The sequence below is a fragment of the Curtobacterium sp. 320 genome (genome assembly GCF_031455235.1).
Lineage (GTDB): Bacteria > Actinomycetota > Actinomycetes > Actinomycetales > Microbacteriaceae > Curtobacterium.
Window position 1 is genome coordinate 1 of sequence record NZ_JAVDSI010000010.1, and the last position, 12,249, is coordinate 12,249.

11 protein-coding genes are annotated in these 12,249 nt (G+C 72.5%); 3 read left to right on the forward strand and 8 right to left on the reverse strand.

Annotated elements, in window-relative coordinates; genetic code table 11:
• Window positions 1–152 precede the first annotated feature (152 nt).
• The 5 genes from J2X60_RS13625 to J2X60_RS13645 all read right to left on the reverse strand — a co-directional run bounded on the left by J2X60_RS13625 (window position 153) and on the right by J2X60_RS13645 (window position 5,487).
• Window positions 153–1,445, reverse strand: a complete 1,293-nt coding sequence (locus tag J2X60_RS13625) for a carbohydrate-binding protein (protein ID WP_309888217.1) — start codon at window positions 1,443–1,445, stop codon at window positions 153–155.
• A gap of 160 nt (window positions 1,446–1,605) precedes the next feature.
• On the reverse strand, window positions 1,606–2,454 hold the full coding sequence (locus J2X60_RS13630) for a class I SAM-dependent methyltransferase (protein WP_309888219.1): 849 nt from the start codon (window positions 2,452–2,454) through the stop codon (window positions 1,606–1,608).
• 10 nt (window positions 2,455–2,464) lie between these two features.
• Window positions 2,465–3,625: an Mrp/NBP35 family ATP-binding protein gene (locus tag J2X60_RS13635; RefSeq protein WP_309888221.1), complete on the reverse strand. Its 1,161-nt coding sequence runs from the start codon at window positions 3,623–3,625 to the stop codon at window positions 2,465–2,467.
• Window positions 3,618–4,115, reverse strand: a complete 498-nt coding sequence (locus tag J2X60_RS13640; protein WP_070416691.1) for a DUF1003 domain-containing protein — start codon at window positions 4,113–4,115, stop codon at window positions 3,618–3,620. The genes J2X60_RS13635 and J2X60_RS13640 overlap by 8 nt, the downstream gene beginning before the upstream one ends.
• A 52-nt stretch (window positions 4,116–4,167) precedes the next feature.
• Window positions 4,168–5,487 (reverse strand): magnesium transporter MgtE N-terminal domain-containing protein, encoded by a 1,320-nt coding sequence (locus J2X60_RS13645; RefSeq protein ID WP_070416690.1) that lies wholly within the window; start codon window positions 5,485–5,487, stop codon window positions 4,168–4,170.
• A gap of 104 nt (window positions 5,488–5,591) precedes the next feature.
• On the opposite strand from J2X60_RS13645, the gene J2X60_RS13650 reads away from it, so the two are divergent.
• Window positions 5,592–6,560, forward strand: coding sequence for a general stress protein (locus tag J2X60_RS13650; protein ID WP_309888223.1), 969 nt, complete (start codon window positions 5,592–5,594; stop codon window positions 6,558–6,560).
• Between the two features lie 365 nt (window positions 6,561–6,925).
• On the opposite strand, the gene J2X60_RS13655 is transcribed toward J2X60_RS13650, so the two are convergent.
• Both J2X60_RS13655 and J2X60_RS13660 read right to left on the reverse strand, forming a co-directional pair.
• Window positions 6,926–7,414, reverse strand: coding sequence for a GNAT family N-acetyltransferase (locus tag J2X60_RS13655; RefSeq protein WP_309888225.1), 489 nt, complete (start codon window positions 7,412–7,414; stop codon window positions 6,926–6,928).
• 9 nt (window positions 7,415–7,423) lie between these two features.
• Window positions 7,424–8,908 carry an aminopeptidase P family protein gene (locus tag J2X60_RS13660; RefSeq protein WP_309888226.1) on the reverse strand — a complete coding sequence of 495 codons (1,485 nt, stop codon included), beginning with the start codon at window positions 8,906–8,908 and terminating at the stop codon, window positions 7,424–7,426.
• Between the two features lie 70 nt (window positions 8,909–8,978).
• On the opposite strand from J2X60_RS13660, the gene J2X60_RS13665 reads away from it, so the two are divergent.
• Window positions 8,979–9,851 (forward strand): PHP domain-containing protein, encoded by an 873-nt coding sequence (locus J2X60_RS13665; RefSeq protein WP_083403228.1) that lies wholly within the window; start codon window positions 8,979–8,981, stop codon window positions 9,849–9,851.
• An 82-nt stretch (window positions 9,852–9,933) separates the two neighbouring features.
• On the opposite strand, the gene J2X60_RS13670 is transcribed toward J2X60_RS13665, so the two are convergent.
• On the reverse strand, window positions 9,934–11,448 hold the full coding sequence (locus J2X60_RS13670; protein WP_309778915.1) for a DEAD/DEAH box helicase: 1,515 nt from the start codon (window positions 11,446–11,448) through the stop codon (window positions 9,934–9,936).
• A gap of 82 nt (window positions 11,449–11,530) precedes the next feature.
• On the opposite strand from J2X60_RS13670, the gene J2X60_RS13675 reads away from it, so the two are divergent.
• Window positions 11,531–12,247 carry a ferritin-like fold-containing protein gene (locus J2X60_RS13675; protein ID WP_070416686.1) on the forward strand — a complete coding sequence of 239 codons (717 nt, stop codon included), beginning with the start codon at window positions 11,531–11,533 and terminating at the stop codon, window positions 12,245–12,247.
• Window positions 12,248–12,249: the final 2 nt, after the last annotated feature.

Below are 12,249 nucleotides of genomic sequence, written 5' to 3' on the forward strand. Positions count from 1 at the left end.
TCTTGACCGCCCGGGCCCAGCCCCCCCGTGGATCCGTGTTGGGGTTGCCCCCACACCCGCGCCCCCCCCCCCCCACCCCCCCCCCCCCCCCCCCGCGGGGGGGGGGGGGGGCCCCCGCGCCCCCCCCGCCTCCAGTCCCTTGGTGGTGGCGACTACTGCAGGTCGGCCAGGAAGCGGTCCGTCCACGCGAGGGCCGGTGCGCTCGGGACCGAGCTGCAGGTGGACATCGCCGTCGTCGAGGAGCACGGGGTGTCACGGTCGAGGGACCAGTAGTGGACCCCGGCGAGCCCGTTCGCCTTCGCGTAGGCAGACAGCGTGTCGACGTCGGCGAGGGTGAAGACCTCGTCGGAGGCGTCGTTCACGCCGATCATCGGGGTGACCTCGATCTTCGACGGTGCGATGCCGTACGTGTGCTCGAGGTTCGTGACGGCCTGGATCGAGGACTTGCCCATCTCGCAGGTCGATCCGGACAGGACGCAGTTCGCGCTCGTCGCGCGGCCGAAGTCCATCGTCATGAGGTTGACGGTGTAGTTCGTCAGGCTCGACGCCTTGATGGCCTTGACCGTGGCGTCACCGGTGCTGTTGAGGCCGCCGAAGCTCCCGTCGCTGGCGGCCAGGGTCGCGAGGGTGAACGAGAACCGCATCCCCGGGTACTTCGACTGCGCGAGCGCTGCGGCGTTGACGAGGTTCTGCACGTCGGCGGCGGACTGCCCGCTCTCGATGTCGAAGTCGACGCCGATCATGTGCGGGGTGGCGTACCGGGCGATGAAGCTCTGCAGCGCCGTACCCGAGCACTTGAACGAGCCCGCCGCGCCGCCGGTGCTCACGATGTAGTCCACGCCCGCGGCGTCGAGCTTCGGGATGTTGGCGCTCGCGAACGCGTCCGCGGCGACACCGCCCCAGTTCTCGCTGCCGCAGGTACCGGTGGCGAAGGCGAGGGTGATCGCCTTGAGACCCGGCTCCCGGGTTGACACCAGGCTGTTGCTCGACCCGACGACCGGGATGCGCGTGCCGGTGACGGCGGTGTTCATCACGTTCGTGTTCCAGTCGAGGTTCACGGTGACGTCCTTGTACGGGCTGAAGACCAGGCCCTTCGCCGTCCCGCCGCTGCCGCCGGTGCCCGGGGTGGTGGTGCCGCCGCCCGGGTTGGTCGTACCGCCGCCGCTGCCGGTGCCGGCGCAGGCTCCCGTGGACGTCCAGGGCTGGCCGCTGCCGGTCGCGCCGGAGTGGGTCGCGGGGTCGTCGCCCTGCGTCCACCAGTTCGCGGTGTAGTTCGTGCCGCTCTCGCTCACCGTCGCGCCGCCGCTGTACGCGGTGCCCGCGCTCCACGCGGTGGCGCACGCCGGTGTGGCCGCCATGGCCGGTGCTGCTGCGACGGACCCGCCCGCCAGTGCAGCCGCGAGGGCCGCGACGAGTCCGATCCTGGGTCTGGTCCTGCTGTTCACACGGTTCTCCTGTCCTCGGTCCGGCGGCGTTGCCGGACACGGGTGGAGCCCCTGCGGACCCGATTCCGCAGGAGCATTGTGGAATACCCCTGCATATTGCCCCGCAGTGGAACGACCTGTCCATGAAAGGACGTACAGGCAGCGTCGACCGGCTGGCGGATCAGTCCTTCGACGCGACGATCGTGAAGGTCGTGGGGAGGCGGTCGCGGTCCTCGCCGGGCCACTCCCACGAGCCGTCCCCGGTGTCGACCATGCGCGGGCTGAACCGCCACGGCAGCGTCCGACCCTCGTCGAGTCGGCGCAGCCGGAGCCCGGTGCCGAGCAGGGCATTCACGATCTCCGACAGCGGGTGCGGCCACTCGTACGTGCGGGTGTTCGACACCGTGCCGTCGCCCGCGTAGGTGCCGGCGTCGTCCCACTGCTGGGCGGAGCCGTCCGCGAAGTACCGGTAGCGGGTGACGAGCCCGTCGGCGTCCTCGTCGAGTGCGTACAGCGCGGGGTGGCCGTCGCGGATGAAGAACACGCCGCCCGGTCGCAGGAGCGCCGACACCTGGGCGGCCCACCGGTCGAGGTCGTCGAGCCAGCAGATCGTCCCGATGCTCGTGTAGACGACGTCGAAGTCGCCCACCACCGCGGCCCGGGCGTCGAGGACGTCCGTCTCGACCCAGGTCACGTCGAGGCCGAGGCGTGCCGACAGCCCGGCGGCCGAGGCGAGCGCCGCGGGCGAGAAGTCGACGCCGGTGACGCGGGCGCCCTCGCGCGCGAGCGAGACCGTGTCCGTGCCGATGTGGCACTGCAGGTGGCAGAGGTCGAGGCCGGCGAGGGAGCCGTCCGGCAGCCACGGTCGCAGTGCGGGCAGGTCGTCGCGGACGACGGTCGAGCGCTGGTCCGGGTCGGTCAGGGCGTCGATCTCGTAGGCGCCCTCGTGGATGGGCACCCGGTCGTCCCAGTTCGCGCGGTTGGTGTCCCGGGCCTGCTCCCAGTCGACGCTGACGTGATCAGTGCTCATGCACCCGACCCTACGACAGCGACAGCCCGAGCTTCCGGCCGGACAGCCCCCGTCCCATCGTGCCGATGCGGTCCGCGATCGCCGCCAGCGCCACCGCTGCCGGGTCCTCGGGAGCGCCGAGCACCACCGGGATGCCGGCGTCCCCGCCCTCGCGGAGCGGCACGGACAGCGGCACGCTGCCGAGCACCGGGACGGCGGTGTCCTGGTCGCGGGAGAGCCGGCGGGCGGTCTCGGCGCCACCGCCCTCGCCGAAGAGGTGCAGCACCGACCCGTCGGGCTGCACCAGGCCCGCCATGTTCTCGACGACGCCGATCACCCGCTGCCCGGTCTGACGGGCGACGATCCCGCTCCGTTCGGCCACGTCGGCAGCGGCCGCCTGGGGCGTGGTGACGACCAGGACCTCGGCGTGGGGGAGCAGCTGGCCGACCGAGATCGCCACGTCACCGGTACCGGGCGGCAGGTCGAGCAGGAGCACGTCGAGGTCGCCGAAGTACACGTCGGTGAGGAACTGCGAGACGGTGCGGTGCAGCATCGGACCGCGCCAGGACACCGCGGTCGAGACGTCGTCCACGAACATGCCGATCGAGACGACCTTCACGTCGTGCGCGACCGGCGGCAGGATCATGCTGTCGACCCGGGTCGGGCGAGGGGCCACGCCCGCGGCGTCGGTGAGCCCCATCAGCCCGGGGACGCTGAAGCCGTGCACGTCGACGTCCACGATGCCCACGCGCTGCCCGCGGGCCGCGAGGGCGGCGGCGAGGTTCACGGTCACCGTCGACTTGCCGACGCCGCCCTTGCCGCTCGTCACCGCGATCACCCGGGTGAGCGAGTCCGGGGTGAACTGCACGCCCCGGGGTCTCCCCGCGCGGAGTCGTTCGGTGAGTGCGGCGCGCGTCGCCGGGGCCATCACGGACACGTCGACCGCCACGCTGGAGACGCCGTCCACGGAACCGGCGGCCGCACGTACGTCGCGCTCGATGGTGTCGGCGGCCGGGCACCCGACGATCGTGAGCTGCAGGTCGACGCGCACCGCGCCTCCTGGCTGCACGTCGACACCACGGATCATGTCGAGCTCCGTGACGGGCCGGCGGATCTCGGGGTCGATCACGCGGCCGAGCGCTGCGAGGACCGCGCTGCCCAGCTGCTCGTCCGACCGGCCGCCGTCAGCCACGGGCCGTCGTGCCGGACTCGTCGGCGAAGCCGGCGTCCTCGGCGTCGCGCCGGTCGAGTTCCTCGAGCAGCGAGCGGATCTCGGCGCGGATGAAGTCCTTCGACGCCATGTCCCGCATCGCCAGGCGGAGCGCCACGACCTCGCGGGCGAGGTACTCGGTGTCGGCGAGGTTCCGTTCGGCGCGCTGCCGGTCCTGTTCGAACTGCACGCGGTCGCGATCGTCCTGCCGGTTCTGGGCGAGCAGGATGAGCGGCGCCGCGTACGACGCCTGCAGGGACAGCACGAGCGTCAGGGCCGTGAAGCCGATCGCCGCGGAGTCGAACTGCCAGGGCTTCGGGGCGAGCGTGTTGTAGCCCATCCAGACGACGCAGAACAGGGTCAGGCCGACGAGGAACCAGGGCGTTCCCATCGCACGCGCGATGCCCTCGGTCGCGCGACCGAAGGCGTCACCGCGACCTCGGCGCCGGGTCGGCAGGACGCGGGTGCGCATGCCCTTGGGGGAGTCGAGTCGAGCATCGGTCCGCTCGCGATCGCGGCGGTCGTCATCCGTTCGGGCCACGGGTGGTCCTCCTTCCCGTCGTCACGGGCGTCCTGCGTGGGCGTTGGCGCGGAAGCGGTGAGGGTTCCCCCTCGCCCTGACTTCGCCAGTCGTCCGGCAGGACGTGGTCGAGGACATCGTCGATCGTCACCACCCCGACGAGACGGTGGGCATCGTCGACCACGGGGACGGACAGCAGGTTGTAGGTCGCCATGATGCGCGTGACCTCGGCCGCGCTCGCGTCGACGCGGACCGGGTCGGTCTGCTGGTCGATGAGCGTGCCGAGTCGTTCGTTCGGCGGGTAGCGGAGCATCCGCTGGAAGTGCACGAGGCCGAGGAACCGGCCGGTCGGCGGCTCGTACGGCGGCAGCGTCACGCAGACGGCGGCGCCGAGCACCGGCGCGAGTTCGTGACGGCGGACGAGTGCGAGCCCCTCGGCGACGGTGGCGTCGGCGGACACGATCACCGGTTCGGTCGTCATGAGACCACCGGCGGTGTCTGGCTCGTACTCGAGGAGCATGCGGACGTCCTGCGCCTCTTCCGGCTCCATGAGCTGGAGGAGGGCCTCGCTGCGCTCGTCGGAGAACTGGGCGAGGACGTCGGCCGCGTCGTCCGGCTGCATGTGGTCGAGCACGTCGGCCGCACGGGAGTCGACGAGCCGGGTGAGGATCTCGATCCGCTGCTGGTCGGGCATCTCCTCGAGCACGTCGGCGAGCCGGTCGTCGGGGAGTTCCTCGGCGACCTCGAACCGCCGTTCCTCCGGCAGGTCGAGCAGCGTCGACGCCAGGTCGGCCGGCAGCAGGTCGGAGTAGGCGGCGATCACGTGTTCGGCGGACTGGGCCTCGCCGGGGAGCTCGTCCTCGGTGACCTCGTTCCAGGTCGCGAACGTCGTCGGGCCCTTGCCGAACGGGGACGGCGTGGTCTTCGGCTTGCGGAGGAAGAGCTGCGACACCTCCCAGTCGCCCTGCCCGCGGTCCTCGATCGCGACGTCCTCGATGGTGGCGCGGATGCGCTCCTTCTTGATGAGGACCTTGCGGCCGAGCATCTCCGCGATCACCCGGACCTCGCCACCGCGCTGCTCGAAGCGGCGCATGTTCACGAGGCCGGTCGTGATGACCTGCCCGGCACCGATCGAGGTGATGCGGCCGATGCTCACGAAGATCCGGCGCTTGCCCGGGACCTCGACGATCAGACCGACGACGTGCGGCGGATCGGCCCGGCGGTACACCACCAGGACGTCTCGGACGCGGCCGACGCGGTCTCCCGCGGGGTCGAAGACGGAGCACCCGGCGAGGCGGGCGACGAAGACCTTCGTGGCGCTCACCCGACCCAGCGTAGTCGGTGCGTCTGGCCGGATCCGCCGTGGCGGTCGGCGGCTTCCCTGAGAGTGCACGTGCGATTGCAAGGTGTGCGGTGAATGATGGCTGTGTGAGCAATCAGAGCCCGTTCGGCGGCCGGACCGCCCAGGCCTTCCCGACGCTGCCCAAGGGCGACGTCCTCGGCACCTACGACAGCTACCCCGACGCCCAGCGCGTGGTGGCGAAGCTCGCCGAGGCCGACTTCCCGGTCAACCAGCTCTCGATCGTCGGCAACGACCTCAAGACCGTCGAGCGCGTCACCGGCAAGATGACGTACGGCCGTGCGGCGATCGCCGGCGCGCTGTCCGGCCTCTGGCTCGGCATCTTCTTCGGCATCGTGCTGACGCTCTTCTCGCCGAGCGCCGGCGGCCTCATCCTCGCCGCCGCCATCATCGGTGCGGCGTTCGGCATGCTCTACGGCATCGTCTCGTTCGCGATCACGAAGCGGCAGCGGGACTTCACGAGCGTGCACCAGGTCCTCGCGACGAACTACCAGATCGTCGTCGAGCCGCAGCTCGTGGGTCAGGCACGTCGCATCCTCGGTGAGGCCGGTCTCGCCCCCGCCACCCACTGGAACCCCGGCACGCCGGGTGCCCCGGGACCGCAGAGCGGGCCGGGGGCCGGGTTCCAGGGGCAGCCGCCGCAGCAGCCGTGGCGTCCGGGGCCCGGGTCCGGCTCCGGTGCTCCCGGCTCCGGCGGGCAGTCGGCCGGGTCCGGCGGCGGGTGGGGCGCCGGTCAACAGGGATCGCCGTACGGCGGGCACGCCACACCGCACCACCAGCCAGGAGGCGCGCAGCAGCCCGGCACGCCGCCCTCCGGCGCGCAGACGGGGACCCCTCGCTACGGCACGAACGAGGGGCCGCGCTACGGGGAGACCCCGGCGACCGCTCCCGCGCCGGCAGCGCCCGCGTCCGCCCAGCAGCCGCGTGCAGAGGAGCCGCCGCGCTACGGGGAGCGGGTGACCGGGGCGACGCCGCCGGCGCCGAGCTCCGCCGAGTCCGCGGAGTCCGCGGCGCCGAAGGACGACGAGTCGCGCTGAGTCGCTGGCGGCCGCCGACGTCGGGGCCGGCGCCGAGGCCGGGGCCGAGGCCGCACGACGGGGCCGGCGCCGAGGCCGGGGCCGAGGCCGCACGACGGGGCCGGCGCCGAGGCCGGGGCCGAGGCCGCACGACGCGCCGCTCACGTCCGCCGAGGTCGCACGAACGGCCGCTCCCCGTCGCGGGGAGCGGCCGTTTCCGCGACCTCGGCGCGCGGCCGTCCCGCCCGCGGATCGTCGAGCGGGCGGGACACGCCGCGTGCAGGTCGTCGAGCGGGCGGGACACGCCGCGCGCGGATCGTCGAGCGGGCGGGAACGGCCGCCGAGGTGCTGCGAGCGGGACGTACTTCGCCCGCTCGGGGCCCGGGCTAGAGGACCTTCGAGTAGCAGATCGAGGTCGGCACCCCGACGTACGGCCCGAAGTTCGCGATGCGCGTGAACCCCTCGCGCTCGTAGAACCCGATCGCACGCTTCTGCTCGTTCCCGGTCTCCAGCACGAGCGCCGGCGAACCGAGGTCGAGCGCAGCGTCCTCCAACCGCCGCAGCAGCGCCGCCGCGACACCGGCACCCCGGGACTCCGGCCGGACGTACATCCGCTTGATCTCGGTGATGCCGTCCTGCACGACCCGCAGCCCGCCGCAGCCGAGCGGCGTACCGTCGTCGTCCCGCGCGAGGAAGAACACCGCGATGGATTCCGCCGTCGGCTTGTTGCCGGGTTCGGTGTCGCCGCCGTACGCACGGTCGATCTCCAGGCGCTGGGCGGCGCGGAGCCGCTGGGCGTCGGGGGAGTCGAAGTGCTCGACGTCGATCGAGAACGCGCTCTCGCTGGGGCTGGGGGAGACCTCCGGTGTCGTCACCCGCTCAGGCTAGCGGCCGGAGCGGGCGATCCACCCCTCCACTTCCGAGGGGGTCCGGGGGATGCCGACGGACAGGTTCTCGGCGCCGTCCTCGGTCACGAGGATGTCGTCCTCGATGCGGACGCCGATGCCGCGGAACTCCTCGGGCACGGTGAGGTCGTCCTGCTGGAAGTACAGGCCGGGCTCGATCGTGAAGACCATGCCGGCCTGCACGGTGCCGTCGATGTACATCTCACGCCGGGCCTTCGCGCAGTCGTGCACGTCGAGGCCGAGGTGGTGGCTCGTGCCGTGCACCATGTAGCGGCGGTGGAACTGGTTGTCCTGCTGGAGCGATTCCTCGGCGCTGCCGGGCAGGAAGCCCCACTCGGCGGTCTTGCGGGCGATGACCTCCATCGCGGTGGCGTGCACCTGACGGAAGGTGATGCCGGGCTTCACGATGGCGAAGGCCGCGTCCGCCGCCTCGAGCACGGCTTCGTACACGAGGCGCTGCACGTCGGTGAAGGTGCCGCTGACCGGGAGCGTGCGGGTGATGTCGGCCGTGTAGAACGAGTCGACCTCGACCCCGGCGTCGATGAGGATCAGGTCGCCCGGCTCGACGGCGCCGTCGTTGCGGGTCCAGTGCAGGATGCAGGCGTGGTGGCCGGAGGCGGCGATCGTGTCGTAGCCCACGGTGTTGCCGTCGGCGCGGGCACGGCGGTTGAACGTGCCCTCGACGATGCGCTCGCCGCGGGGGTGCGCCAGGACCGCGTCGAAGTCGGCGATGACGTCGTCGAAGCCGGCCTTGGTCGCGTTCACGGCCTTGCGGAGCTCGTTGACCTCGTACGCGTCCTTCACGAGGCGCAGCTCGGAGAGGTCGCGGGCGAGGGCGTCGTCCGTCGCGGGCACGCCGTCGGCCTCCGGCGCGCCACCGACGGCGGTGCCGATCCGGTCGTCGAGCCCACGGGTGAGGTCGGTGTCGGCGTCGCGCACGACGAGGGCCGAGGCGTCGAGTCCGGCGCGCACGGCGTCGAACGCGCCGAGGTCGGCCGTCGCGAGACCGAGGTCCGCCGCGACCTCGTCCAGCGAGGGGCGCGGGCCGACCCAGAACTCCCCGATCTCGGGGTTGGCGTAGAACTCCTCGGAGTCGCGGCCGGCGGTCGCGCGGAAGTACAGCGTGGCGTCGTGCCCGGAGCCGTTCGGCGTCATGACGAGCACGGAGCCGACGACGGTGTCGGTGCCCCAACCGGTCAGGTGTGCGAACGCGGAGTGCGGGCGGAACGGGTAGTCGCAGTCGTTCGACCGCACCTTGGCCTGGCCGGCCGGCACGACGATCGTCCGGCCCGGGTGCAGCTCGGAGAGCTTCGCGCGGCGTTCGGCAGCGAAGGCGGCCTGCTCGCGGGGCTCGGGCAGCGGACGGTCACGATCGGCCCACTGCGAGCCGATGTAGTCCTTGAACGTCGAGGATCCGGGGGTGGTGGAACGGTTGCTCGTCGCGCGGGGCGTGGTGTCGGACATGCACCCATCATCGCACCGCCCGTCGCTCCGCGGCCTGTGCGCCCGCTCACCTGTGGATAGCATTGTCGACGTGCCCGATCCGTTCATCGACCTGCACGCGCACTCGAGCGTCTCCGACGGCACCGAGCGACCCGCGGACCTCGTCCGGGCGGCAGCAGCCGCCGGACTGGACGCCGTCGCGCTGACGGACCACGACACGACCGCGGGGTGGGACGAGGCCACGGCGACCGTCCGCGACCTGCCGGTCACGCTCCTCCCGGGTCTCGAACTGAGCACCCGCGTCGGCTACCGCAGCGTGCACGTGCTCGGCTACCTGGTCGACCCCGCCGACCCGGCGCTCGTCGCCGAGACCGAACGGATCCGCGACGGACGCCTCGCGCGGGCCCGCCGGATGGTCGACCGCATCGGCCGCGACCACCCGATCACCTGGGACGACGTGCTCGCGCAGTCCCGCGACGGGGCCACGATCGGCCGCCCGCACATCGCCGACGCCCTCGTCGCCCGCGGGCTCGAGGCCGACCGCAGCGCGGCGTTCCGGGGGATCCTGCACCCGGCGTCCGGGTACTACGAGCCGCACGAGGCGCCGTCCCCGCTCCGGGGCGTCGAGCTCATCCGACAGGCCGGCGGCGTCCCCGTCATCGCCCATCCCGCCGCGTCGTCGCGGGGGATCGTGATCGACGAGCCGATGCTCCGCGAACTGGTCGAGGCCGGGCTCGGCGGGCTCGAGGTCGACCACCGCGAGAACCTCGCGCACGGCAAGCGCACCCTGCTCGACTGGGCGACGCGGTACGGCCTGTTCGTCACCGGGTCGAGCGACTACCACGGCACGGGCAAGCCGAACCGGCTGGGCGAGCACCGCACGGCGTTGGCGGCGTTCGACGCCATCCGCTCCGAGGCGACCGGCAGCGCGCCCGTCGTCGGCGCGGGCTCCCGCCTGGCCTGACCAGCGCGGCCGATCCGGCGGGTGGGGACGACGAAGGGCCCGTCGCGTCGGCGACGGACCCTTCGGTGACGGCCTGGAGGCGCTACTCGCCGTCCGACGACCCCTGCGGCGCCGAGGCGGTCGCCTCGGACGAGCCGCTGCCGCTCCCGCGGCGGCGACGCCGACGACGACGCTTCGCGGCGCCGTCCGTCGAACCGTCGGCCGGTGCGCCCTCGCCACCACCGGACCGGGCCGGGGACTCGGCGTCCGCAGGCTGCGAGGCGGACCGTGCCGCGCCTCCCGAGCCGTTGCCGGAACCGGATGCCGGACCCGAGCCGGACCGCGTCCGGGTGCGGGGCGGACGCGAGCCGCTGCGCGGACGGTCGCCCGACTGCTTCTCGGCGGGGCCGCCGGCCGATGCCGCGTGCGCCGAAGCGCCGGGCAGACGGCCCTTGGTGCCGGCCGGGATGTCGAGTTCCTCGAACAGGTGCGGCGACGACGAGTAGGTCTCGACGGGCTCGGGGATGCCGAACTCGAGCGCCTTGTCGATCAGCGTCCACTTGTGCAGGTCGTCCCAGTCGACGAACGTGACCGCGATGCCGGTCTTGCCCGCACGACCGGTGCGCCCGGCACGGTGCAGGTAGGTGTCCGGGTCGTCCGGGATGGTGTGGTTGATCACGTGCGTGACGTCGTCCACGTCGATGCCGCGGGCCGCGACGTCGGTGGCGATCAGCACGTCGCGCTTGCCGGCCTTGAAGGCGGCCATGGCACGCTCGCGCTGCTCCTGGTTGAGGTCGCCGTGCACCGCTGCGGCGTTGAACCCGCGGTCCTTGAGCTCCTCGACGAGCTTCGCGGCGGCACGCTTCGTGCGGGTGAAGATCACGGTCTTGCCGCGCCCCTCGGCCTGCAGGATGCGGGCGATGACCTCGTCCTTGTCGAGCGAGTGCGCGCGGTAGATGAGGTGCTTGATGTTCGCCTGCATCAGACCCTCGTCGGGGTCGGTCGCGCGGATGTGCACCGGGCGGCTCATGAAGCGGCGGGCGAGCGCCACGATCGGCGCGGGCATCGTCGCCGAGAACAGCATCGTGTGCCGCACCTCGGGGATGGCCTGGAAGATGCGCTCGATGTCCGACAGGAACCCGAGGTCGAGCATGCGGTCAGCCTCGTCGAGGACGACCTCCTGCACGTGCGACAGGTCGAGCAGGCGCTGGCGCTGCAGGTCGATCAGGCGCCCGGGGGTGCCGACGACGATCTGGGCGCCGGCCTTGAGCTGCTCGATCTGCCCCTCGTACGCCTTGCCGCCGTAGATCGCCGCGATGGTCGTCGGGCGGTTCGAGGTGGCGAGCTCGAGGTCCTCGGTCACCTGGACCGCGAGTTCGCGGGTCGGCACGACGACGAGGGCCTTGACGCCGGGCGCCGGGTCGGCTCCGAGGCGCTGGATGAGGGGGAGGCCGAAGCCGAAGGTCTTGCCCGTACCCGTCTTGGCCTGGCCGATGATGTCCTGGCCGGTGAGGGCGAGCGGGATCGTCTGCTGCTGGATCGGGAAGGGCTCGAGGATGCCCTTCGTCGCGAGCGCGTCGACGATGTCCTGCTCGATGGAGAGGTCTGCGAAAGTCAAAGAATCACCTTAGTTCTGGTGGAAGTCCCGACCAGTCTACCGGCGGGTCGGGCTCGGTTCTCCAGGCCCCTATGCTGGAGCCGTGGTGTCGTGGTGGAACCGGAAGCGCGCGGCGGAGCTCGCGTCCGCGTGGCTCGCGTCGCGGAACCCGCGGAACGCCTCGCCCGTGGAACGTCTGCAGCTCGACGACGTCAGCCCCGAGCTGGACGTCTACTTGGGCCAGGCGGCGTACCTCGAACTCTCGCTCTACGAGACGATGGGCCGCGCCGGGGCCGGTGCGCCGACCCTGTCCGGACGGCTCGTCACCGGCGTGCTCGCGACGACGGCGCTCGAGCGGCACCGCGCCATCGTCGCCGAGATCGAACGGACCGGCGGTGACCCGGCTGCGCTGATGGCGCCCCACCGCGAGGCGATCGACCTGTTCCTCGAGCGCACGAGCGGCGCGGACTGGTACGAGTCGATGCTCACGGGCTACGTCACCGCGGGGATCCTCAACGACCTGTTCGGCTCGCTGCTCCGGTCGCTCCCGGCCGAGGTCCGGCAGCGCCTGAAGACCGTGTTCGACGCGCGTGAGGAAGCCGCCGTCGTCGAGGAGCTCACCGAACGCATCGCCGAGGACCCGCAGGTCGGGTCGCGACTGGCGATGTGGGGGCGGCGGCTCGTCGGGGACACGTTACTCGTGGCCCGGTCGGCGCTCGCGTCGCACGCTCGTGAGGACCAGGAACGGCTCGAGCCGGTCTGGACCGAGCTCATCGCTGCGCACACGCGGCGGATGGACGCGCTCGGCCTGACGGCCTGACG